This is a genomic window from Neobacillus sp., assembly GCF_031988165.1.
In the GTDB taxonomy this organism is placed as follows: domain Bacteria; phylum Bacillota; class Bacilli; order Bacillales; family Cytobacillaceae; genus Neobacillus; species Neobacillus rhizosphaerae.
The window spans coordinates 1-23,126 of sequence record NZ_DALZYO010000018.1 but is presented as its reverse complement, the minus strand read 5'-3'; the positions used below and the strand labels follow the sequence as shown (position 1 = coordinate 23,126).

22 protein-coding genes and 1 pseudogene are annotated in these 23,126 nt (G+C 36.7%); 11 read left to right on the top strand and 12 right to left on the bottom strand.

Annotated features, from left to right (window positions below; translation table 11 throughout):
* Positions 1–61 precede the first annotated feature (61 nt).
* The 3 genes from RTR43_RS12535 (at position 62) to RTR43_RS12525 (ending at position 3,255) form a co-directional block, all read left to right on the top strand.
* Positions 62–1,264 carry a HupE/UreJ family protein gene (locus tag RTR43_RS12535; protein WP_312472349.1) on the top strand — a complete coding sequence of 401 codons (1,203 nt, stop codon included), beginning with the start codon at positions 62–64 and terminating at the stop codon, positions 1,262–1,264.
* A gap of 197 nt (positions 1,265–1,461) precedes the next feature.
* Positions 1,462–2,718 carry a DUF445 domain-containing protein gene (locus tag RTR43_RS12530; protein ID WP_312472347.1) on the top strand — a complete coding sequence of 419 codons (1,257 nt, stop codon included), beginning with the start codon at positions 1,462–1,464 and terminating at the stop codon, positions 2,716–2,718.
* 168 nt (positions 2,719–2,886) lie between these two features.
* Positions 2,887–3,255 (top strand): cytochrome-c oxidase, encoded by a 369-nt coding sequence (locus RTR43_RS12525; protein WP_312472346.1) that lies wholly within the window; start codon positions 2,887–2,889, stop codon positions 3,253–3,255.
* A 127-nt stretch (positions 3,256–3,382) separates the two neighbouring features.
* Here the strand turns inward: RTR43_RS12525 and RTR43_RS12520 are convergent, their stop codons facing one another.
* The 4 genes from RTR43_RS12520 to alaP form a co-directional block, all read right to left on the bottom strand.
* Positions 3,383–4,231: a TIGR03943 family putative permease subunit gene (locus RTR43_RS12520; protein WP_312472344.1), complete on the bottom strand. Its 849-nt coding sequence runs from the start codon at positions 4,229–4,231 to the stop codon at positions 3,383–3,385.
* Positions 4,232–4,243: 12 nt separating this feature from the next.
* Positions 4,244–5,131, bottom strand: coding sequence for a permease (locus RTR43_RS12515; protein ID WP_312472341.1), 888 nt, complete (start codon positions 5,129–5,131; stop codon positions 4,244–4,246).
* Positions 5,132–5,287: 156 nt separating this feature from the next.
* Positions 5,288–6,106: a 5'-nucleotidase, lipoprotein e(P4) family gene (locus RTR43_RS12510; RefSeq protein WP_312472338.1), complete on the bottom strand. Its 819-nt coding sequence runs from the start codon at positions 6,104–6,106 to the stop codon at positions 5,288–5,290.
* 119 nt (positions 6,107–6,225) lie between these two features.
* On the bottom strand, positions 6,226–7,626 hold the full coding sequence (alaP, locus tag RTR43_RS12505; RefSeq protein ID WP_312472336.1) for an alanine permease AlaP: 1,401 nt from the start codon (positions 7,624–7,626) through the stop codon (positions 6,226–6,228).
* Between the two features lie 455 nt (positions 7,627–8,081).
* Here alaP and RTR43_RS12500 point away from each other — a divergent pair, with 455 nt between their 5' ends.
* Both RTR43_RS12500 and ald read left to right on the top strand, forming a co-directional pair.
* Entirely contained in the window at positions 8,082–9,320 is a 1,239-nt protein-coding gene (locus RTR43_RS12500; protein WP_312472335.1) for a PucR family transcriptional regulator, read from the top strand.
* 125 nt (positions 9,321–9,445) lie between these two features.
* The gene (ald, locus tag RTR43_RS12495) at positions 9,446–10,579 is read left to right on the top strand and encodes an alanine dehydrogenase (RefSeq protein ID WP_312472333.1); all 1,134 of its coding nucleotides are present in this window, start codon (positions 9,446–9,448) and stop codon (positions 10,577–10,579) included.
* Positions 10,580–10,641: 62 nt separating this feature from the next.
* Here the strand turns inward: ald and RTR43_RS12490 are convergent, their stop codons facing one another.
* Entirely contained in the window at positions 10,642–11,421 is a 780-nt protein-coding gene (locus RTR43_RS12490) for a DODA-type extradiol aromatic ring-opening family dioxygenase (protein ID WP_248733958.1), read from the bottom strand.
* A 42-nt stretch (positions 11,422–11,463) separates the two neighbouring features.
* Positions 11,464–12,108: an alpha/beta hydrolase gene (locus tag RTR43_RS12485; RefSeq protein WP_312472329.1), complete on the bottom strand. Its 645-nt coding sequence runs from the start codon at positions 12,106–12,108 to the stop codon at positions 11,464–11,466.
* A 216-nt stretch (positions 12,109–12,324) separates the two neighbouring features.
* On the opposite strand from RTR43_RS12485, the gene RTR43_RS12480 reads away from it, so the two are divergent.
* Positions 12,325–12,858, top strand: a complete 534-nt coding sequence (locus RTR43_RS12480) for a helix-turn-helix domain-containing protein (RefSeq protein ID WP_312472327.1) — start codon at positions 12,325–12,327, stop codon at positions 12,856–12,858.
* A 122-nt stretch (positions 12,859–12,980) separates the two neighbouring features.
* Here RTR43_RS12480 and RTR43_RS12475 read toward each other — a convergent pair whose 3' ends face one another.
* Positions 12,981–14,396 carry a SpoVR family protein gene (locus tag RTR43_RS12475; protein WP_312472323.1) on the bottom strand — a complete coding sequence of 472 codons (1,416 nt, stop codon included), beginning with the start codon at positions 14,394–14,396 and terminating at the stop codon, positions 12,981–12,983.
* A gap of 109 nt (positions 14,397–14,505) precedes the next feature.
* The gene (locus RTR43_RS12470; protein ID WP_312472321.1) at positions 14,506–15,489 is read right to left on the bottom strand and encodes a M14 family zinc carboxypeptidase; all 984 of its coding nucleotides are present in this window, start codon (positions 15,487–15,489) and stop codon (positions 14,506–14,508) included.
* Positions 15,490–15,628: 139 nt separating this feature from the next.
* On the opposite strand from RTR43_RS12470, the gene RTR43_RS12465 reads away from it, so the two are divergent.
* Complete coding sequence (locus tag RTR43_RS12465; RefSeq protein ID WP_312472320.1) at positions 15,629–15,883, top strand: YhdB family protein; 255 nt, start codon at positions 15,629–15,631, stop codon at positions 15,881–15,883.
* A 99-nt stretch (positions 15,884–15,982) separates the two neighbouring features.
* Here RTR43_RS12465 and RTR43_RS12460 read toward each other — a convergent pair whose 3' ends face one another.
* The 3 genes from RTR43_RS12460 to RTR43_RS12450 all read right to left on the bottom strand — a co-directional run bounded on the left by RTR43_RS12460 (position 15,983) and on the right by RTR43_RS12450 (position 19,073).
* Positions 15,983–16,705: an SDR family oxidoreductase gene (locus RTR43_RS12460; protein ID WP_312472319.1), complete on the bottom strand. Its 723-nt coding sequence runs from the start codon at positions 16,703–16,705 to the stop codon at positions 15,983–15,985.
* A 35-nt stretch (positions 16,706–16,740) separates the two neighbouring features.
* Positions 16,741–18,486, bottom strand: coding sequence for a phospho-sugar mutase (locus RTR43_RS12455; protein ID WP_312472318.1), 1,746 nt, complete (start codon positions 18,484–18,486; stop codon positions 16,741–16,743).
* 197 nt (positions 18,487–18,683) lie between these two features.
* Positions 18,684–19,073, bottom strand: a complete 390-nt coding sequence (locus RTR43_RS12450) for a YhcU family protein (protein ID WP_312472316.1) — start codon at positions 19,071–19,073, stop codon at positions 18,684–18,686.
* Positions 19,074–19,184: 111 nt separating this feature from the next.
* Between RTR43_RS12450 and RTR43_RS12445 the strand changes: the two genes are divergently transcribed.
* Complete coding sequence (locus tag RTR43_RS12445; RefSeq protein WP_312472314.1) at positions 19,185–20,108, top strand: RluA family pseudouridine synthase; 924 nt, start codon at positions 19,185–19,187, stop codon at positions 20,106–20,108.
* 59 nt (positions 20,109–20,167) lie between these two features.
* On the opposite strand, the gene RTR43_RS12440 is transcribed toward RTR43_RS12445, so the two are convergent.
* The gene (locus RTR43_RS12440; protein ID WP_312472312.1) at positions 20,168–20,422 is read right to left on the bottom strand and encodes a GlsB/YeaQ/YmgE family stress response membrane protein; all 255 of its coding nucleotides are present in this window, start codon (positions 20,420–20,422) and stop codon (positions 20,168–20,170) included.
* Between the two features lie 397 nt (positions 20,423–20,819).
* Between RTR43_RS12440 and RTR43_RS12435 the strand changes: the two genes are divergently transcribed.
* From RTR43_RS12435 to RTR43_RS12425, 3 genes and pseudogenes are all read left to right on the top strand, one after another.
* Positions 20,820–21,437 carry a DUF47 domain-containing protein gene (locus RTR43_RS12435; RefSeq protein ID WP_312472311.1) on the top strand — a complete coding sequence of 206 codons (618 nt, stop codon included), beginning with the start codon at positions 20,820–20,822 and terminating at the stop codon, positions 21,435–21,437.
* 11 nt (positions 21,438–21,448) lie between these two features.
* Positions 21,449–22,450, top strand: a complete 1,002-nt coding sequence (locus RTR43_RS12430; RefSeq protein WP_312472309.1) for an inorganic phosphate transporter — start codon at positions 21,449–21,451, stop codon at positions 22,448–22,450.
* Positions 22,451–22,708: 258 nt separating this feature from the next.
* A pseudogene (locus RTR43_RS12425) lies at positions 22,709–23,126 on the top strand (transposase); the annotation flags it as partial.

The following is a 23,126-nucleotide window of genomic DNA, read 5'->3' as shown; positions in this document are numbered from 1 at the left end:
GCTTTCATTTGGCATATTCAGGAAATTATTTCAGTATAATAATTTAAGGGGGATTAATACCTTGTCATATTTCAACAAATTTCGACAATATTTTAAAGTCAGACCTCTAACCTTGATAGTACTATCTTTTATGCTACTTTCTTTTATTTCTTTTCCTGCGAGTACATCAGCACATGCTTACAGTGTTAGTTATACAAATATAACAATGGATAGTAAAAAAACAGAGGTTGTATTTTCTATAGATACTTTATCGATATTAGAGTTACTTCCAAAAATCGACAAAAACAAAAACTGGATTCTTGAACCATCAGAAATTAAAAAAGAAAAACATCATCTAGAGGAATTAATTACCGAAGGTCTTACACTTGATAAGGGAAATAAGGAACAAACTCCTACCATCGAGAAAATGAAGATTGTCAAAAAGGAAAATAAAGAATTTCTTTCAATCACGATGACATTCCCAGCGTTTTTGCCTGGCGACACATTTGTTTATAATGATGGGTTTTATTTCAATGATACCGGAACCAATTATGTCGATTTAATCTCAGCATCTTATATGGGCCAAACGAGTGAAGCCGTATTAGAAGGAAAAAATCGAATATGGACGATGCTAATAACGGAAGTTCAACAGGAACAGCAGTCCCCTGGTGAACAAACTGTCCAGCCGAATCCTGAACAAAAACAAACTGAACAAGGTCATCCCGTTAAAACTACTACTTCATCTTCATGGTTTTCATTTTTGAAACTAGGGATGAATCATATTCTCACAGGATATGATCATTTATTATTTTTACTTGCACTTCTAATCGCTAGACAGAAATTCAAGCAAATTGCAGCAACTATTACAGCTTTTACGATAGCACACAGCATTACTTTAACTTTGACAGTATTAGGCATAATAAATATTCCTTCAAGTTTTGTAGAACCTGCAATAGCATTAAGTATTTGTTATGTAGCCTTGGAAAATATTTTCCGTAAAACGGTTAGCTATCGATGGGCCATAACGTTTGTTTTCGGGCTTATTCACGGGATGGGCTTTGCAGATATCTTAAAAGAAATGAAAATCCCAAAAAGTGCATTAGCAATCGATTTAGCTAGTTTTAATATAGGGATTGAAATTATCCAGCTTGCAATTGTCCTACTACTTTTGCCAGTGTTATCTTTATTATATCGATCGAAGTACTCTAGGAAGGCTATTGTTTTTGTTTCAATTATCGCCTTTCTTTTAGGTGGTATATGGTTAATAGAACGATTAGTAGCATAAATCACTTTATTATATTTGAAAGCGAGAAGGATCTTCCAAGTGAAAGATCCTTCTTTTTCAGCTTAATCAAACCTAAATTGGGAACATGCTAATGTTTTATTCCTATATATGATTTATTAATTAATTGCTTTATTTTTTGTTAAAATGAGATAATATCAATAGACAACAATATTTATTTAAAACGAGGGGTTTCAAAGATGTTAAATCGGAAAAACAAATCGCAGCATTTAGCGACTATTTCTCTTATTGTAATGGCAGCTGGATTTTTAGCCACAATTCCATTACCGCCATCAGTATGGCGAATCATTCTCCAGGGAGGATTTGAAGCAGGACTTGTTGGGGGGCTTGCTGACTGGTTTGCCGTAACAGCCTTATTCCGCCATCCACTAGGTCTTCCAATTCCCCACACAGCCATTTTGCCTAAAAACAGGGAAAAGATTATTGCTAAGATCATTTCGATGTTAGAAAATGACTGGCTAACGAAGGAGAGTATTCGCAATAAAATAGATACTTTCCATTTCACGGAAAAACTATTTTCAGTCGTAAATAAGGAATTGCACGCTCAGCCAGTAAAGGAAAAGCTCATCACCCTTATTCAACATTTAATAAATAGGATTGAGATAAAAAAAATAGCCCCCATTGTTGAACGAGAGCTAAAAACTCAACTAAACGATTGGGAATTAAAATACTATCTTCCCTTGCTCATCGATCAAATTACCATTCGGAAATACGATGAAAAGACACTGGATTTCGTCCTTAAAGAAATTGATGAATGGGCTAAAAAGGACAGTACAAAATATAAGCTGGGCGGTATGGCCTTAAATATGATTGAAAATATTAAAGCAGATGGTATTATGCAGTTTGCTTTAAGATCATTTAGCAACCTTGTCAATGAGGAAAAATTGGGGAATATTATTCAGAGCCTCATTCTTAAAGGCGTTGATAGTTATCGTGATCCCATTAATCAAAATAGACAAACCTTATTAATCCACATTCATAACAAACTGCAAAATATTAAAAGCGATGACAAGTTTTATGAAGAACTTAATCTGTTTAAAACACAAATCATTGAAAAATGGAAACCTGAAGAGAAAATTATCGAATTTTTAACCGAAATTCAGCAAAAGGCATATAATTTCGTGGAACAGCCTAATTTCTATGATGAATATCTGCTTCCATTAATTACGAAAAATCTGGATGAAATAACAGAAAATCCAGAAAAAATAAAGCAGCTGGAATTATGGATTAAGAAACAAATTTCCATCTTTGTTGATCGAAATCATTCAAAAATAGGAAAGCTTGTTGAGGAAAATTTAGAAAAACTTGATAATAAAACACTTATTCACATGATTGAAACAAATGTCGGAAAAGATCTGCAGTGGATTCGCGTAAACGGGGCTGTTTGCGGATTTTTGATTGGCCTTGTATTAGTAGGAATAAAGGCGTTATTTTAACAAAAGACATTTTTGAGCACCTTGATTTCAAGGTGCTTTTTTATATTTCTTCACCTAATAATCAAAAAAAAATTTCCTCGTCCTAAAAAAAGGAAAGTTCTTTTTCAATATTAGCCTACATATTTAGTACTGTAGTCACTATTTTCAAGTGAAAAAGGGGGTAGGAAAATGGGATTAAAGTTTATTAAAATCTCTGTTGTGTATTTTGTCATTGGGGTTTGCATTGGTATGTACATGTCGATGACCCAGAAATTCACTTTCACTCCTGTACACGTTCATATTAATTTATTAGGATGGATGTCAATGGCATTAGCAGGTCTGATTTATGTCGCTTTTCCAAGTGCCGCAAAAACGACATTAGCCAAGGTACACTTCTGGATTCATAATATTTCTCTACCAATTATGATGATCGGTCTTGCATTTTTAGTATCAGGGACAGAAAAAGCAGAGCCGGCAGTTGCTATAGGTGGTACACTAATGGTTTTAGGCATCATCCTCTTTGCCATCAACGTCTTCAAAAATATTAAAAACAAATAGTTTGGAATTATTTTTGTTCATTCAGAAAAAGACGCCATAAATTTGGCGTCTTCTTTTATAGGATCAAAATTAATATCTTTGCACTTTCAGAAATGTCCGGCTACAGGGCCAAGGCGCTTGGGCTTTTCTAATACCCTCTATACACATACTGTTCCTTAGGGGCAGTTGTTTTCGTCCATTTCTCAACCTTTAAATAAGGGATATTTGTTTTAAATGGCTGATAATAAATGGTCGAAATTTTTCCTTTTATCGTTATCCATTCATCATTTTTCAATTTTATTCCTTCAGGCATGTCAACAAGCATACCAAAGACCCCGGAGTCAGCTATACAATGAATTACTCCAAAACGAAATACAAACAGTTGATTTTTATCAATCGTTTCAGCATCATTAAAAACAAAACCTTTAAATTCAAATTCTTTATCTAAAAAATCTCCAGGAAAGTTATAAATAGTTTCCATTCCTTTTAAATAATTCTTATCATTTAAGATTATGGTTTTTTGTTGAACGTATTTTTTCTTTTCTTTCTTCATTAAAGCATCATAATCGTCTTTCCCATAATAAACACTTGTATCAGGACGTAGGAATTGCTGCTGCATAAATGAGTCCCCTTTTCCTTCATCGTAAATCGGAAAGTGGAATCCCTTTGCCTTAACAATATTTGAATCAAGCGTGGCGATTGGAAAAAACAAACCTGAGATTATTGGAAAAGCGAAAATCGGATAGATGAAAAGCTTTTTATACCACTTATCCTCTTTAGCATGATTATGGCCGCAATGCTCATGATCACAGTCTATATCTTTTGATTGCTCTTTATTCAGTAGCAAAATTTGAACAATGGTTAAAACTAATAACCCATAGCCAGCAGCTGCTGAAAGGTAAGAGTATTTCATGTTAATATATTTGTTAATATCTCCGGAAAGATGGAGATGAAACAGTAAGTAAGTAAAGCCAATGAGTATCAAACTTCTTATCATATTTACAACTCCTTAAAACAACAAAGAGTAGACAAAGACAACTACAAAAACAGAAGCAACAATCATAAATACAAGTCGTTTTTTAAATGTTGCCAGCATCATCATTAAATTCTTAATATCCACCATTGGGCCAAACACTAAAAAGGCTAACAGTGAACCCGTAGAAAACGTGGTTCTAAACGACGAAGCAATAAAGGCATCCGCTTCAGAACATAATGATAGAATAAATGACAGTGCCATCATCACGATTGATGACGAGGCCGGTCCATGTCCTATTGAAACAAGTGTAGCTGTTTTAATATAGGTTTGTACAGCTGCAGCAATTAGTGACCCGATAATTAAATACTTTCCCATCGAGAAAAATTCTTCAACAGCATGTTCAAGTGTCTGTTTTACTTTCTTCCAAACCGTTGTTTTTTCATGATGATGATGATCATGATGATAATTTTCTTTGAACGGATTCCCTTTATACCGATAAGCAATTAATATTCCAACTGCAAGTGCAACAACGATAGCGCCAAGTGCACGGAATAACGCTATTTTCCAATCACTGCCGAAAGCAATATAAGTAGCAAATAAAACCACTGGATTAATGATTGGGGCAGTTAACATAAAGGCAATACCAGCTGAAATCGGCACACCTTTAGATACAAGCCTGCTGACAATCGGAACAATTCCACATTCACAGGACGGAAATAAAATACCTAAAAAACTCGCAAAAACGACCGCAAGAATTGGATTTTTAGGCATAATCTTTGCTATCATTTCTTCTGTCACAAATATTTGAATGATTCCCGAGATTAAAACTCCAAGCGTAACAAAAGGTAATGCTTCAATAAGGATTGAGATAAAAATGGTATTCATCTGTAAAAATGACTGCGGCAATGATATACCAAACATAATAGTCCTCCTAATAACTAAAACTCATGTTGACTACTATACTCGGATTCTTTTATTTCGTCCAACGAAAAATTTGGTATTAAGTAAAAAATATTCTCCCACCTTTTTTTGAGAAAAAAAATACTGCCGCCAATTATTAGGCGGCAGCATATCTGATTATGGTTGAAATGGCTGTAAGCTATTTTTCCTAAGCTTCAATCTTTCATCAATGGACTTTATGGAATCGTAATGATAAATCGCCCCTTCCCAATCCCCATACATCGGGTTAGGGAACACAATTAGTTTTCTGCCAAATTCCTCTTTTTGTTTATTTACCGCTTCTATCCTTCCAGATACCGTCAACTCGTCAAATCCACTGAAATCACCAAGATTATCTCCAAACAATAGAACAACATTATGGGTTCTTGCCACTTGGCGGCGTCTGTCTTCTTTCCCTCTTTCCCCTATTCGCTTCAAAAATACGTGATCTGCATCAGCTTGTGGTGCACCAACTGCTAGTAAATTTTTTATGGTTACTGCTTTTTTAGTTTCTTTTCGGTTGGAAATGTAGAAAATAGCCACACCCTTTGAATCGGCGTACTTTAAAAATTCAATGGCCCCTGGGAGTGCCTTTGCCTCAGCCCTTTTAACCCACATACTCCAATTCAGCGGATAGCTATCACTCGAAACGATTTTCCGTGCAAATAGCGGGCTATTATCGATTACAGTCTCGTCTAAATCAAGGACAATTGCTGGTTTTAAGCCTTTTTTCATCGCCTTTTTATTCAAGATTTCATCTAATCTCATTTTTCCAATGTTGTAGCCCTGATAAAACAAAGCTTTCGCTTCGCCTGATGTTTGAAACCAGAGAACAGACATTGTGTTTTGTTCTGCCAAGCTTGCGGGTGTACTTGTCCCGGTTTGTGCGCAGGCACTAATAGCGGAAAGAGAAAGTGCTAAGACAGCTGCTGTTATCAATGCTGCTATTTTTTTCATCTCAACGAACCCTCCTTATTTATACCCTATTAGTATGTGGAAAAATGAAAAATCTAAGCGGTGGGGCTAATTGAAAAATCAAAATAAAAAGGAGACCCATTTCTGGGCCCCAAGTATTTTTAACTAACACGTTTAATACCTTTTGATTGGCTGGTTTCTCTTTTATGAAAACCTTTTATATAATAAACACCGACTAAGAAGATTAGGAAGAATGGACCAATATATAGTGCAATTCTTGTATCCGGATTATAAGCCATAAGACCAATAACAAATACTAAAAAGGCTAAGGCAATATAAGAAGTATATGGGAATAACGGCATCTTATATTTCAATACTTTCGACTCTCCCGGATCTAATGATTTACGATAACGAATTTGCGATAACAGAATGACACCCCAAGTCCAAATTGCTCCGAATGTTGCGATGCTTGTTACCCAAGTAAAAACTTTGGCAGGAACAATATAATTTAAGACAACTCCAATTAACAGAGCCCCTCCAGAAGCTAAAACCGCGATCCCTGGCACACCGCTTTTTGTCACTTTTCCAAAACTCGGTGGTGCCTCTCCGTGCTCAGCTAGGTTAAATAGCATTCGAGCCGTACTAAAAATCCCACTATTACATGATGAAAGAGCAGCCGTAAGGACTACGAAATTAATAATTCCCGCTGCTCCTGGGATACCAATTTTTTCAAAGGTGAGGACGAAAGGACTTCCTTTAGTGCCAATTTCCTCCCAAGGATAAATGGACATAATCACAAACAAGGCACCTACGTAAAAAATAAGAATACGCCAGAAAACAGTATCAATTGCCCTTGAAAGGGATTTTTCTGGATTTTTAACCTCACCTGCTGTAACCCCAATCATTTCAATCCCAAGATAAGCAAACATTACCATTTGCAATGACAATAAAACACCTTTAATTCCATTAGGGAACAAACCACCATGTGCCCATAAATTTCGAATCCCAGTTGCAATACCACCATTACCGAATCCAAAGATAATCATTCCGGCACCTACTGCAATCATGGCAATAATCGTTACAATTTTTATTAGAGCAAACCAAAATTCTAATTCTCCGTAGGCTTTTACTGCAAGGAAATTAACTGTCGCCATGATGACAAGGGCAGCAAGAGCCCAGATCCAGCGAGGTACATCAGGATACCAATATTCCATGTATATCCCTACAGCTGTAATTTCTGCCATACAAGTAACGACCCACAAAAACCAATAGTTCCAGCCTGTTATATATCCTGCAAGCGGCCCTAGATAATCACGTGCATACTTACTAAATGAACCAGCGACAGGCTTTTGAATCGCCATTTCTCCAAGTGCCCGCATAATAAAAAACATGATAAGTCCAGCAAATGCATAGCCAAAAATAATCCCCGGACCAGCCATTTCAATTGCTTTTGCAGAACCGAGAAATAGCCCAACCCCGATAGCAGCCCCTAAGGACATTAAAGTTATATGCCTTTCCTCCAAGCCGCGATGAAGTTCTTTCCCGTGATTGTTTTGATTCATATATTAATCTCCCCCTAATTAAAAACTTCTAATTTCTCAATCATCCCATTTTGCTCTTATTAATAATATACCTTCTGTAGAATAGAAATAATATTATTTTTCGTTTTAAAGAGTTTTTCTTAAAAGAAGTTTTTCCTTCCGAAAAATCAAGTATTCTTTTGTAAGGGTTTTTATTAAACATAACAATTAATCAACTACATCAAGCGATATACCCATTATTAGGAAAAGCAATAAAAATTCTTTGTCCTCCTCTTTTTATATTGGTAGCGCTTTCAAAAAATAATATTTGCAATAATTACTTTTTTGAATTTTGCATGAAGTTATTTTAACATTATTGTGTACAATTTCTTTTGTATAAATAAATGAAATTCTGTCTTTTTTTTTGTAAAATTAAACAAACGGTTGAGCTAAAAAACACAACATTAATATTCATTCATTAAATGGAGGTCAATATTTTGAATACTAGACTACATGATCCTTTTAAAACCGCAATTGATAGTTTGGATGATTTTGCAGACCTAATTAGTCAAGTATTAAAATGCCCCATTACTATCGAGGATTCAAACCACCGGCTTCTAGCCTATAGCACCCATGATGAGCGAACGGATCCCGCAAGAATTTCAACTATTATCGGCCGCAGAGTACCGGAAAAAGTCATCAATCAATTATGGAAAGAAGGAACGATACCAGCTTTATTAAAAACGAAGGAGCCTATTCATGTTAAGAGCATGGATGATATTGGGCTAAGCCATCGAGTCGCCATCTCCATATGGAAGGATGAAGAGGTGTTAGGATTTATTTGGGCTTTGGAAATTGATAAATTATTAAATGAAGAAGATTTCAATTTATTAAAAAAAGCAGCAAACACGGCAAAAAACAAGCTTTTACAACTGCAAACTCGAAAAAACAAGAAGGAAGAGCGATTTCAAGAATTTTTTTGGAAATTGTTAACAGGTCATATGGACGATCGGGAAGAAATAATGGAGCATTTCCAAACAATGCAGATAACGCCCGCCTCCTCTTTTGCTGTTCTTGTTTTTCAGTTTCAACAGAACATCACCGACAAAGATGAGCAAAATATCTCTTATATATTAAAAACTACCCAGCGCATCCAAATCATGCTCTATACAATCGACTGCAACCAGCTTATTCTGCTCGTATCTGGAACAAATATGGAGAACCCACTCAATGAAATAAACCATTTTGTTCAAACATTTATTTCAAAAACAATGGAACGTTACGGTGTAATGGATATCAGTCCTGCCTACAGCGGAATTTATGATAATTACCAAAAAATCAGTAAAGCTTATAAAGAAACATTGGCAGTATTATCGATAAAGGAAAGGTTCCCCTTAGAAACAAAAACCATTCACAATTACACAAAATTAGGAATATACCAACTTTTTGACCTACTTTTAGAAAAAAGAAAGAATGAGACATATGAAAACCCTTCACTGAAAATGCTTGAAGAATATGATCAAAAGCATAACAGCAATCTCGTCGAGACATTAGAAATATTTTTAACTAAAGACAATAATATAAATGATACCGCCAAAGAATTAAATGTCCACGCCAACACCTTAAATTATCGCTTAAAGAGAATTGCTGAGATTGGTGAAGTGGATTTCAAGGATCCAAATCAAAAAATGCTGCTCTACCTCGATTTAAAGCTGAAAAAATACCAGGGGATTTGAACATTTTGTGAAAATCCCCAAAAACATTACTAATCTTTCTCCTTTATTAACAAAGAAATTCGTTGGCAAACCTTTTATACTTAGGCATAGCAAAATTACTTTAAGCATTAAGGGGATGAATTAGAATGTTTATTGGTGTAACTAAAGAAATTAAAAACAATGAAAATCGCGTTGCACTTACGCCTGCAGGTGTCGTTTCATTCTTGACTGCCGGACATAATGTATTAGTAGAAAAAGACGCCGGAATTGGAAGCGGTTTCACTAATGAGGATTATGTAAAAGCTGGTGCAGAGATTATTGGCAATGCAGAAAACGTTTGGGCTAAATCAGATATGATTATGAAAGTAAAAGAGCCTCTTTCAAGTGAGTATCAATACTTCCGTCCAGGTTTAATCCTATTTACATACTTACACCTAGCAGCTGAGCCAGCGCTTGCACTGGCATTAAAGGAAAAAGGTGTTATCGCAGTTGCTTATGAAACTGTGGCAGTTAACAGAACTCTTCCACTTCTCACACCTATGAGTGAAGTTGCTGGACGGATGGCAGCCCAAATTGGCGCTCAGTTCTTGCAAAAAAATAACGGTGGCCAAGGAATCCTACTCGCAGGTGTCCCTGGGGTAAACCGCGGTAAGGTTACCATCATCGGTGGTGGAATTGTTGGTACAAACGCAGCTAAAATGGCCATCGGTTTAGGTGCTGACGTGACAATCATCGACTTAAGTGCTGACCGCCTACGCCAGCTTGACGATATTTTCGGAAATCAAATCAAAACATTAATGTCTAATCCAATGAACATCGCAGAAGCGGTGGCAGAGGCTGATCTTTTAATCGGTGCTGTTTTGATTCCTGGTGCTAAAGCACCTAAATTAGTTAAAGAAGAGATGGTTAAATCAATGAAGCCTGGTTCTGTCATTGTCGACGTTGCTATCGACCAAGGTGGAATTGTTGAAACATGTGATCATATCACAACTCATGATAACCCTACATTTGTCAAACATGGTGTTGTCCACTATTCTGTTGCTAATATGCCTGGTGCCGTTCCAAGAACTTCAACAATTGCATTAACAAATGTTACGGTTCCTTATGCATTGCAAATTGCAAATAAAGGGGTTTTCAAAGCCATCTCTGAAAATGCTGCTTTATTGCTTGGCGTTAACGTAGCCAACGGAGAAATCACTTATGAAGCAGTAGCAAAAGATCTTGGTTATGATTATGTAACGGTAGAAAAAGCATTAGAAAAAGAACTTGCTGCTGTTTAACAGTCTACTCTTTTCCCCTCAAGAAATGTCTTGAGGGGATTTTTAACTCAACCTCCATCCTATCACTCAAACTGCCATACACTGTGACTTAGGTTTCCATATCGGAAACTACGATGAAGTAATGTTGCTTTTTGATGATTGTCTGCAGCACCCATCGCGTAAAAAATCGGAATAAAGTGTTCTTTCCCATAGGGTGGTACCGCAAATTCTGCATTTGGTGCCAATGAGTCATATTTAAATAGTGAAGGTAAATCCCATTTATCTAAATGATGTGCTAACCAATCATCAAATTCAAGTGCCCATGAATCCACTTGCCCATTGTCAGACCATTTCAAAGCCGCTAGGTTATGCACAGTTCCTCCACTGGCAATAATTAAAATGTCATTCGCTCTTAATACCGATAAAGCTTTTCCAATTTTATATTGCTCCTCTGGCGTAAGATTAGAATTGACCGACATGGAAATAACCGGAATATCGGCATTTGGATAAAGCAAGCGGAGGACAATCCATGCACCATGATCAAGACCACGCTGTGTTTCACTTGCAAAGGATACTCCATTGTTCGTGAATAAATCCTCTATTTCTTTTGCAATCTGGTTATCTCCTTTGGCAGGGTATTCAATTCTATATAGTGCTTCATCAAATCCTCCGAAATCATAAATCGTACGATATTGGTCAACATTGCTCACCTTTTGGATTTTAGACTCCCAATGTGCTGAAAATAAAATAACAGCCTTTGGTTTTGGCAAGGTTTGTCCCAATTTTGTTAAAAACTTCGTATACTCATTATTCTCGATTGCAAGTAATGGTGAACCATGAGCAATAAATAAAGATGGCAGCATCTTAGTTTCCTCCAAATTTTTGTGATTTAATTTTGGAATTACTTATCTTTTTAAATCATTCAAAATCCAAGCTTGGAAATCTTGAAGATTTCCTTCAGATACTGAATGGCCTTCTGGATAGGTTTTAAAGGTCACCGGGATGTTCAACTTATGAAAATACTCGGCATTTTCTTTACCCCATTCATACGGCAGGACCTGATCAAATTCCCCATGTGAGATAAACACAGATAAATGATTGCCAGGATTAATATTGTATTCTTCCTTGACAAACATCGGAATATATCCGCTTAGAGCTACAACACCCTTAATTTTAGTACCAAGGGTTAGTGCTAAGGACATCGAAAGAATCGCCCCCTGGCTAAAACCTAGCAAGTATAATTGGCTTAAATCCAATGAATACTTTTCAGAAGCATAATCAATAAAGGTAGTTAATTTATTCATTCCTTCATCGAATACTTCACGATGTGGTTTTCCAAATCCTTGGATAGTGAAGTAAGCAAATCCTGGCCCCTGGGAGAGGTGTCCCCTAATACTAAAAATATAGAAGAAATCCTCTAGATCCTCAACCAATGACAACATATTTTGTTCATTACTTCCCATTCCGTGCATAACAAACAATGCAGGGTACTTCTTTCCCGGTATTTCCTTCTTTGGACGACGAAGTTCATAAATCATTGGTGTTTCCATTTAGTAATCATCCTTTCATTATTAAATAATATTTATTTTAAATGGTAAGAGCCTATATGATTCCTAAAACAGTTTCATTTTGAGATACAAAGAAAAAAGTTTCCTTATATGAATCTTTGTTTCCTATACAATATCAAAGAAAAGGATAGCATGTCAATTATTTTTTTGTTAATATGAAATTAAGTTTACTATTAAGAAACCATCGAGGTGATGAACGTGGATATCGGCTCTAAAATTCGTGCCATTAGAAATAGGAAAAAAATAACGATTGCCCAAATGTGTGAAGATACTGGTCTTTCAAAGGGATTTATAAGCAATGTTGAAAACAACAACACATCCCCTTCAATCAGTACCTTACAAACGATAGCTAATTTCTTAAATGTTCCATTACCCTATCTTCTGTTAGAAAAAGATCAACATATGAGTGTTATTCGAAAAAATGAGAGAGAATTCACTATCTCTACAGACTCAGATTTAAAGGTAGAGCATTTAGCATCCAGAGGTGGTTTAAGCATTAGACAGGTTGAAATTCCTCCTGGAGCTTCTACAGGAGCAAAAAAAGCACATGAAGGTGAAGAATGCCATTTAGTTCTTAAAGGGAAAATTCTTGCGGAACAAGGTGAAGACTCATTTATTTTGGAAGATGGAGATACTTTCAGTTGGTGCGCAAGTGTTCCTCATTTTGTTAAAAATATCGGGGATGAGGTTGCCGTTGTATTAATAGCCGTTTATTCAGAGGTCTCAGAATAGGTATTCATAGAAACAAGCGATAGCACTTGTTATGTGTATGATGGTAGAGCTTGTTGGAAATGAATTCAATTTCAAAAATATTAGAAAGGCAGCTATCCAACTATAGCTGCCTTTGATTTTGATTATAGGTACTTCCGGTTAACCCCTTTTCCATCATAGGAAAACAGCATTTTTCTTTCTTCAATCATCGTTTCGATATGAACCGGCCTGCCCCAAAGCTGCTGGATATATGGCAGTACTTTTTCGAGGTATTTCACATCCAGTTCCACCCCTTCATACCAATGCTTTAAGTAAAGCTCGCCGTTTTTCATATAGTCACCATCATTGACAGTGATATATGGAAATCCGCCGTTTACCCGCATATTTACAAGTTGGTCACGGATATGCTCCCACTCTTTATCAACGATTTTATAATCCCGACCTTGTTTCTGGAATAGATACATATCTTCCCTCATCACGAGGTCTTTATTTAAGTAATTCCGCAAGAAGGAAATATCCGATTCTACTTCTCGCACTTCAAACATTTTTTCTCTGCCTGAGTCAGGCTCAACACCTCTACGCTTCATTTCTTCAGTCGGATTATTATAGCGTTCTTCAATATCCTCAAAGATTTTAATGCCAAGATAATAAGGGTTTATCCCTGTTTTAGATGGTTGGACAACACCAGCATTCAACTTGGCGAAGTCAATTGCTTCACCACTTGTTAAATCCATTTCCCGTAAAATTCGTTGATGCCAATACGAGGCCCAGCCTTCGTTCATGATTTTTGTTTCAAGCTGCGGCCAAAAATAGAGCATTTCCTCCCGCATCATCGTCAAGATATCGCGCTGCCAGTCCTCAAGCTCCCTGCTGAAGGTTTCAATAAATAACAATAAGTCCTTTTCAGGCCGTGGTGGAAATTTTCTTTTCTTCGGTTGATTGGTTTCCTTCTTATTCTTCTCGTCTAACCTCCAGAGGTCATCATATGGCGTAGTCATATGGTGTTCTTCATCTTCAGCTTCTTCATCATCTCCAATCGACCATGCTAATTTTGGCCTCATCAGAGAAGGATCGATGTGCTCATCAATCGCTAATACTGCATCAAGGAAGGTTTCTACTTCCTTTTTACCGTATTGGATTTCATATTGATGAATTCTCTCCGCTGTTGCCGCCATGCTTTCAACCATGTCTCGCTTTGTGTTTTGAAAGCGGACGTTATTTTTGAAGAAATCGCAATGAGCTAAAACGTGAGCCACAATGAGTTTGTTTTGAATCAATGTATTAGAGTCTAACAAGAAGGCATAACACGGATTTGAGTTAATGACAAGTTCATAAATTTTACTAAGCCCCAAATCATAGTGAAGTTTCATTTTGTGAAATTGCTTTCCAAAGCTCCAATGTGAAAATCGTGTCGGCATTCCATAGGCTCCGAACGTATAAATGATTTCAGCAGGACAAATTTCATAACGCATTGGGTAAAAGTCTAAACCAAAGCCAGTTGCTATTTCACTGATTTCACTGATGGCGTATTCAAGTTGATTCCGACCTTCTACATCCATTAGCCACTCCCCCTTTACCTCTTACCACAATGTATGAAGTAATGGTGGGAATGATGAAACAAGATAAAATAAACTATTTCTATTTTTCCCTAAGCCTAAATTGTTATGATTAATGAGGAATTTTTTTCGCCTCTTCTGCAAGTTTAAGTCCAACATAGCGATTACGTTTCCATTCCGCTTTAAAGACAGATAAGGGGGGATTCGTTTCGCCAACAAGATAGCTAATTTCAATCGTCATTGCTGGTCGGTGATAAGTAGTGATAAACCAATCAGTGAAACCACCGCCCATTGAATCTTTAGATGGCTTTGCTAATTTATAACCAGTTAATTTAGCAATTTTTTTAGCAACCGTTTTATCGCGCTTTAAGTATTTTCCGTTTCTAAAGTTCCAAAAAATCTCTCTTCCTGCTGTATGATAAGCGATTGCAATCGAAGGGTTTACCTCACTAATAAATTTCGTTAAGGCAACGACTTCCTTTGATTCAAGAGGTTTTTTCCCCTTATAAAATTTATTGGAAGGGGTTGATGGTTCTTTATCAAGAGCTGACCAGCCTGCCGGATATTGCCGGTTTAAATCAACTCCCATTCCATTGGCTTTCCAACCTTCAAAATTATCCAATTGGTCATTCATAATCAATAATCGTTCTTGATGCTCAATCGGAAAGCTTTTAATGTTATTTTGTTGAATAGCCACACCATCCGGATTTAACATTGGTACAAACCAAATCGAAACATCATTAAGGATATTTGTGGATATAGCCCCGAACTTCTTCTTCTCTTGATAAGCATCAGCATAAGACTCAAGCATTTTCATCAGTACGATACTCGTAAGCCATTCACGTCCATGATGTGAGCCAATTAAAACGATATTTTTCTTCCCATGTCCTAGCTTTACTCCCCAAATTTGTCTTTCAAAATGGCTCGTGCCAATTGATTTTATTTCAACTTGCCCTTTATACCTGACCTGAATCTTTTCAAGGTCTTGAACCAGCAGTTCATATGAATACGGTTTATCAGTTTCAACGACTTTTGCATGTGTAACTGTTTCGAATGGTAGGAATACAATCAAAATAATCCATAAAATTTTGGCCATAAAACCTCCACTTTTTTTAAAATTATTCAGGTAAATGTTGAAAACAGCTTGAAACTTGGTTCTCCAACATTTTCTGTGAAAGTTATCTTCAGAATGTCATACAATAATCTCAACTCCTAATAAGGAGGAGAGAAAACAAATGAATAAGATAGATTATGACCGAGCGTTATATTACACCCAGCGTTCCGAATGGGATAATTTGCTAATTTTGATGGTACGGACAAAAGATCATTTTTTGTCAAAAAGAATCGAACAATTCCTGCATGCCTACAATTTTGAACGTGATTACACTGTGATTGAAACGAAACTCTATAACCTGCTTCGTTACATCGACCATGCTAACGAAACCGTCGAACCTGATGAAAATGGATTACCGATGTATAGTCTTTCCTGAAAAAACAAGGGAATACAGAATTCGTTGAGAAAAATTTTTACAACCGGGCCAAAGAATTCCACCAAAAAACGGCTTTCCTTGTTGGAAAGCCGTTTATATTTATGCTATTGGATATTGTTGAGCGAATGGATGTAAGACGATTTCATCAATCAACATATGGTTTGGTGCGGACGCCATATAGACGACTGCATTTGCGATATCCTCCACCTTAAGCCAGTCTTTTTTCTCTGGTAAGCCCTGTGTAGATTCTGCAAAATAAGTATCCACCATTCCGGGATTTATGGTGCCAACTCGAATTCCATAGTCGCGGACTTCTTGTGCTACTGAGCCAGAAAAACCTTGGACTGCATATTTAGTAGCTGTATAGGCTGCTCCATTCGGAATCGTATAGCGGGCAACATCAGATGAAATCGTAATAATCGTTCCGGATTTCCGCTCTTTCATATGTGGAAGCACTGACTTTGTAGCAAGGAAAACCCCTTGAACATTAACCTCAAATACTTTCTTCCACTCTTCAAGAGTAACTTCTTCGGTTAGTTTAAAGAAGCCAACACCTGCATTGTTGACAAGAAGATCGACCGAGCCATAGGCAGCAATTGTTTTCCTAACTACCTCCTCCATGTCCTCTTGTTTCGAAACATCCGCTTGAACTGGGAGAATATTGGTATAACCCATTTTCTTTAATTCATTTGCCGTTTCAGATATTTGTGAAGAACTGCCGACAATCGTTAATTTCATCCCTTGGTCTGCAAGTTTTGTGGCAATTTCCCTGCCGATGCCACGTGATGCACCAGTGACAATGGCGGTTTGGTCTTTAAGCATATAATTCTTCCTCTCACGATGAAATCCTATGATGATTATTTATTTTCTTGAAGGAGTTTTATTTTTTGGTCCACAAGCTCCATAAACGCTTTTTCAATTGCTTGTTGTTTTGATTTACTTTCTTCAAGGCCATGACTATTGACCCCAAAGTAGAATTTAACTTTTGGCTCTGTACCAGATGGTCGTAGACATACCCATGTGCCGTCTTCGAAAGTATATTTTAAAACATTCGATTTTGGTAACTCGATTTTTTCCTCTTTATTCTTCGTTACTCGCAGGCTCGTTAAATAATCTTCTTTAGAAGCAGTTTTGAAAGACCCTAGGCTATTTAGAGGCTCCTGGCGGAATGAAGCTAAAATGCGTTGAATCATTTCTGCTCCTTCCTTACCTTTTAAGGTTAACGAACGAAGTCCTTCCTGATAATACCCATACTTTTCAAAAACTTGCATCATCCCTTCATAAAGGGTCATACCTTGTTTTTTATAATAGGCACATACCTCAGTCGCTAAAAGAGCAGCCTGAACGGCATCCTTATCACGGGCAAAGTCACCGATTAAATAACCGTAGGACTCTTCGTAACCAAAAATGAAGGTATGATCTCCATTTGCTTCATATTCCTTAATTTTTTCCGCTATAAATTTAAATCCAGTTAATACATCTACCGTTTCTAATTGGTAAGCAGAAGCTATTTTTCTGCCTAACTCAGAAGTAACAATTGTTTTTAACACAACTCCATTTGCTGGCAAGGTACCTTTTTTCGTTTTCTGTGAAAGAATATAATCCAATAATAACGCACCTGTTTGATTGCCTGTAAGGACCACATATTCTCCCTCATGATTAGGAACCGCAATGCCTAGGCGATCTGCATCCGGATCGGTGGCAATTAAAAGATCGGCGCCCACTTTTTTGCCATCTCGAATGGCTAGTTCAAAGGCAGCATGTTCTTCTGGGTTTGGACTTTTCACCGTCGAAAATTCAGGGTCTGGAAGTTCCTGCTCTTTTACGACCGTTACATTTTGATAGCCTAATTCGGCAAGGCCCGCACGTACAAGTTTATTTGCCGTTCCATGTAATGGAGTGAAAACAATATTAATATCTGTTTCTTCAGCAAGGCTTAGATTTTCAGAAATGGTCTTTAATTTTTCAATATATACTTGATCAATGTCTGAACCAATTGTTTTAATTAATCCTAATTCTCTTAACTTCTCCTCACTGTCTACCTCAATTAATAATTCATTCTCGATTTCATTTACCTTTGCAATTACTATATCCGCTGCTTTAGGTGGCATTTGCCCGCCATCCGAGCCATAAACTTTATATCCGTTATATTCCGGTGGATTATGACTGGCTGTAATAACAATGCCAGAAAATGCATGTAAATATCTTAAAGCAAAGGATAATTCCGGTGTCGGCCTTAGTTCATCAAACACATACGTTTGAATCCCTTTTGTTGCAAGTGTTTTAGCAGCCTCCAACGCAAATTCCGGTGATTTATGTCGTGAATCATAGGCGATGACAACACCGCGTCGTTTTGCTTCTCCACCTTGTTCTTCTATGTATGCAGCCAGGCCGGCTGAAGCTTTACGGACAGTATAAATATTCATTCGATTTGTACCAACGCCTATTTCCCCGCGCATACCGCCCGTTCCAAATTCCAAGTTTTTATAAAAAGACTCTTCTAACTGCTTTGCATCCTTATTCAACTGTTTTAATTGATTTTTTAATTCCAAATCCAATCCATCAAATTCAATCCAGTTATTTGCAACAGCTTTCCAATCCACTAAGGGTCCCCTCCTATTTCTGTCTAATGTTTATTGTTTCTAAGTTCAGGTTTGTTACTCCTTTTAAAAACCACTAGAAATAAACTGACATTTTTTGCATTTAAGTGAAACAACTCACATTCTATCATACCTCAAAATGACTCTTATTAAGAGTAAAAATAGAAAAAAGCCTGTAAAAAACACAGGCTGTCGATTTTTCATATTATTAGCTCATTGTCTGCTTTTGAATAAATGCTGAGCATCGGATTATTTTTCATACATGACGCAACAAAAAAGTGTTCAAAATGAAAGGGAAAAGATAACCCAAATCCCTTAAGTGTTGCCACATTTTTATTAAATACAGCTGCGTATTGTTCATCCAACGGAGAGGACTCGAGAATGGATATTAAGGTTTGAATACTCGTCATCACCTGAAAGGCATCTTTTAATGTGGTAATATCTTCAGAAGTATGCAATACCTTTAACTCTTCAAGCTGACAAATCTCTTCATCATTGAAAAAGAGAGGAAAAATATTAGAATAAATGTATCTCACCAGTCCATTTATTTCTTCTTCTTGACTTGGTGTCGAGGCAAAAACTATTTTCACTTATAACCCACCTTTGCCATCGCTATTTTCTGTCGTAATATATAACATAAGGATAACATATCTAAGTGTGAATATACGGTGGTAATTAATAGAAAAGTGGAAGGTGATTTTATGCTTAAAACAGTGCGAAAGGGCGAGTGGTTTCAAATCATTGTCCCGGAAAAATGGGAAGGAAAAACAATAGAAGAACTATTTCGTCATGTATGGGAGGCTCCGAAAAAATTAACTCATCTTTTCCGAATGGAGGATAAAGTTCTTGTGGATGGAAGTCGTGTTAATTGGCATTTACCACTTTCTTCTGGCTCAAAGCTGCAAATCCACTTATTCAATGAAGAGGAACTCCAAGTCATTCCGAATTTTTTTGATATTGACATCCTGTTTGAGGATGACCATGTTTTAGTCATCAATAAACCGCCATTTATGAACACTCATCCAAATGACCCTAAGACAGAGAAAAATACTCTTATTAATGCCGCTGCTTTTTATTTGCAATCCAAAGGGGAATTGAGAAATATTCGGCAAATCCATCGATTAGACCGGGATACCTCAGGGGCAATCCTGTTTGCAAAACATCCATTAGCAGGGACTATTTTAGACAAAATGCTAGAAAAACGGGAGATAAAAAGAACCTATATTGCAGCAGTACATGGTCTGCTAAACCTGAAAAATGGGACTATCAATGCGCCAATTGGCCGTGATCGTCATCATGCTACGAAAAGAAGAGTTTCACCCTCCGGTCAGCAAGCCGTTACCCAGTATCAAGTGATAAAAGAAGATAAAAACAAACAACTCTCGATTGTAAAATGCTGGCTTGAGACGGGAAGAACGCACCAAATTAGAGTCCATTTGAGCGACCTGGGACATCCTTTGGTTGGAGACACTTTATATGGAGGTCAACCACTTGTGAAAAGGCAGGCACTTCATGCGGCTAAACTTGAATTTACCCACCCATTCACTCAAGAAAAAGTAGCATGTCATGCACCATTTACAGATCTATCAGCAATATTTTCAATGATTAATGTGTATAAAATCTAGAAAAAAGCCTCCCGTGACTGGAAGGCTTTTTAAAATCCATACTGCTATTCACTTTATTTTTAATCCGCTTTTCTAAAGGCACGCATTAGGAAGCTTACCAGAAGAACCAGTACTGCCGCACCGATGATTGCCGGAATAATCGCAAAGTTAGACACATGAGGCCCCCAGTTTCCTAAAACGGCTGTCCCTAGCCAGGCTCCAACAAAACCAGCAATGATATTACCAATAATACCACCCGGAATATTTCTTCCGACGATAAGTCCTGCTAACCAGCCAATAATTCCACCGATAATTAATGACCAAATGAAGCTCATTTTAGAACACTCCTTTTTAGTATTCATCATTTCACATATTTTTTAGCCTTATATCCGAAACCTCAGGCAGTTGAGGAAAGATTTTTCTCGCTGCCTGTACCTTTAAAATACCCAAAAAATTTTTTTATACTCATAAAAGTATATAGACTGGTAAATGAACCGGGTTTTAAATTAATATTCCACCCGTCAATTGTCCTTAAAAATCAATCATCTTTACATAAATTAATGATTCTAAGCAAAAGTTAAAACAGTATTTCAACTCATAAAAAGTATTTAGAAAATTCTAATGTTAAGTTTTTGTAAATTTAGTATAAATATATTTCTTTTTTCGACATTTTTCAGATAAAATTATTGGGTTGGTGCACAACTTTTGTATGAAAAAATGGAGGTATATCACATGGCAATAAAAAAAGTAGACAAATTCTCGGCACTTCTCAGAAAAATTTCATCTAACCTTAAAGAAAGTGCTAATTTCTTTACAGAATACAAATTAAAAAATGTTAGTGATTTGAAAATTTTTTCTGAGAAAATGAAGGAGTATGAAACCACAGGTGATTCATACGTACACGAGGTAATCAAAGAATTGAATGATGCCTTCATTACTCCCATTGAACGTGAAGATATCCTCCACCTTGCCATGAGCATGGATGATGTGCTTGATGGTCTTGAAGCTAGTGCCGCTTTATTCGAAATGTATTCGATTACGAATGCAGATGATTTTATGAAAAAATTTGTTGATAACATTCAAGGTAGTATTCTTGAAATCGATAAGTCAGTTGAATTATTATCCAATAAAAAGTTACCTCAAATTAGAGAACATGCCATTAAAATCAAAGATTTTGAATCAAATTGCGATAATATTTTACGTCAATCCATTAAGCATTTATTTACAATTGAAAAAGATCCAATCCGCATTATTCAGTACAAAGAAATTTACGAAAATCTTGAGGATATTGCAGATTATTGCCAGACTGTTGCCAATACCCTCGAAACCATTATTATGAAAAATGCCTAAGGAGCAAAATAATGAGCGTTTTATTAATACTAACGATACTAATTGTTGTAGGTGCTCTTGCATTTGATTTTATTAATGGTTTTCATGATACAGCCAATGCAATTGCCACCTCTGTTTCAACAAAAGCACTAAAACCTCGCCATGCAATCCTTTTGGCAGCGACTATGAATTTTATTGGAGCAATGACCTTTACCGGGGTAGCAAAAACAATATCAAAGGATATCGTCGATCCCTTTATGCTCGAACATGGCTCAGTCGTCATTCTTGCCGCCTTACTATCAGCTATTGCTTGGAACCTTCTCACTTGGTATTACGGCATACCAAGCAGTTCCTCGCACGCACTGATTGGCTCCATTGCCGGGGCAGCCATTGCAGCTGAAGGTTTAAATGTTCTTAACTACAAAGGATTTACAAAAATAATTGAAGCACTTATTCTTTCACCAATTATCGCTTTCGTTGTCGGCTATATCATTTATAGCATTTTTAAAGTTGTTTTTAAAAACTTCAATTTAACGAAAACAAATCGAAATTTCCGCTACATCCAGATTGCTACAGCAGCACTGCAATCTTATTCTCACGGTACCAATGATGCCCAAAAATCTATGGGTATTATCACGATGGCATTAATCGCCAATCACTACCTTAAACCAGGGTCTGATGTGCCATTTTGGGTTCAAGCTTCCTGTGCAATTGCAATGGGATTAGGTACCTCAATTGGCGGTTGGAAGATAATAAAAACGGTGGGTGGAAAAATCATGAAAATACGCCCAATTAACGGGGTTGCTGCTGATTTAACAGGTGCAGCCATCATTTTTGGTGCGACCTATATCCATCTGCCAGTTAGTACAACACATGTTATCTCATCAGGAATTTTAGGGGTTGGGTCAGCCCACCGTCTTAAGGGTGTTAAATGGGATACAGCACAACGGATGCTGATTACATGGGTTATTACCCTTCCAATCACAGCTTTATTAGCTGGATTCATTTATTTCATTCTGAATCTTTTCATGTAATAATCGAAAAATTTATATTTAATTAAAAAACCATCGGCTATTTTGCAGATGGTCAGGCTGTCGAAAAACCTTCGACAGCCTTTATTTTTTTATGTCACTTTAACATTTCACCGCGTTAATTTTATTAATGCAACATGTCTGTTGATTTGCGCTCCAATCAACAGGTGCAAATTCAATAATGTCCTCACACAACCAAAAAAATAAAAAAAGAAGTGGTGAAATCTATGTTTAAACCAAGAGAATCTTCCCAAAGTGAATATTGATTATCTTTACGGTATTCGTTCTGAGCGACAACTAGAAAGAGAAATACGAATGAATGTTGCCTATCGTTAGTTTTTAGGTTTGAAATTCAAGGATCCAGTCCCACATCCCTCAACGATTAGTTGGGATCGACAACATCGTTTTAAAGATACTGGTATCTTTCAAGAGATTTTTGATGAAATTGTTCTTCAGGCAAAGAATCATACAATGGTTGGAAGACGTGTTTTATTTACTGACTCAACCCATTTAAAGGCAAATGCAAATAAGCATAAATACACGCGAGAAGAAGTTGAAGTAGAAACTCGTGAATACTTTGATGAATTAAACAAGGCTATTGAAGAGGATAGAATAAAGCATGGTAAAAAGCCATTAAAGGAAAAGGTAAGGTTAAATCGCTTATCTAAATCGGGAAAAT

Excerpts from the sequence above, each read along its gene's own strand:
- RTR43_RS12530 (WP_312472347.1), top strand. The coding sequence starts at position 1,462 with ATGTTAAATCGGAAAAACAAATCGCAGCATTTAGCGACTATTTCTCTT.
- RTR43_RS12525 (WP_312472346.1), top strand. The coding sequence starts at position 2,887 with ATGGGATTAAAGTTTATTAAAATCTCTGTTGTGTATTTTGTCATTGGG.
- RTR43_RS12520 (WP_312472344.1), bottom strand. The coding sequence starts at position 4,231 with ATGATAAGAAGTTTGATACTCATTGGCTTTACTTACTTACTGTTTCAT.
- RTR43_RS12515 (WP_312472341.1), bottom strand. The coding sequence starts at position 5,131 with ATGTTTGGTATATCATTGCCGCAGTCATTTTTACAGATGAATACCATT.
- RTR43_RS12510 (WP_312472338.1), bottom strand. The coding sequence starts at position 6,106 with ATGAAAAAAATAGCAGCATTGATAACAGCAGCTGTCTTAGCACTTTCT.
- alaP (WP_312472336.1), bottom strand. The coding sequence starts at position 7,626 with ATGAATCAAAACAATCACGGGAAAGAACTTCATCGCGGCTTGGAGGAA.
- ald (WP_312472333.1), top strand. The coding sequence starts at position 9,446 with ATGTTTATTGGTGTAACTAAAGAAATTAAAAACAATGAAAATCGCGTT.
- RTR43_RS12490 (WP_248733958.1), bottom strand. The coding sequence starts at position 11,421 with ATGCTGCCATCTTTATTTATTGCTCATGGTTCACCATTACTTGCAATC.
- RTR43_RS12485 (WP_312472329.1), bottom strand. The coding sequence starts at position 12,108 with ATGGAAACACCAATGATTTATGAACTTCGTCGTCCAAAGAAGGAAATA.
- RTR43_RS12475 (WP_312472323.1), bottom strand. The coding sequence starts at position 14,396 with ATGGATGTAGAAGGTCGGAATCAACTTGAATACGCCATCAGTGAAATC.
- RTR43_RS12470 (WP_312472321.1), bottom strand. The coding sequence starts at position 15,489 with ATGGCCAAAATTTTATGGATTATTTTGATTGTATTCCTACCATTCGAA.
- RTR43_RS12465 (WP_312472320.1), top strand. The coding sequence starts at position 15,629 with ATGAATAAGATAGATTATGACCGAGCGTTATATTACACCCAGCGTTCC.
- RTR43_RS12460 (WP_312472319.1), bottom strand. The coding sequence starts at position 16,705 with ATGCTTAAAGACCAAACCGCCATTGTCACTGGTGCATCACGTGGCATC.
- RTR43_RS12445 (WP_312472314.1), top strand. The coding sequence starts at position 19,185 with ATGCTTAAAACAGTGCGAAAGGGCGAGTGGTTTCAAATCATTGTCCCG.
- RTR43_RS12440 (WP_312472312.1), bottom strand. The coding sequence starts at position 20,422 with ATGAGCTTCATTTGGTCATTAATTATCGGTGGAATTATTGGCTGGTTA.
- RTR43_RS12435 (WP_312472311.1), top strand. The coding sequence starts at position 20,820 with ATGGCAATAAAAAAAGTAGACAAATTCTCGGCACTTCTCAGAAAAATT.
- RTR43_RS12430 (WP_312472309.1), top strand. The coding sequence starts at position 21,449 with ATGAGCGTTTTATTAATACTAACGATACTAATTGTTGTAGGTGCTCTT.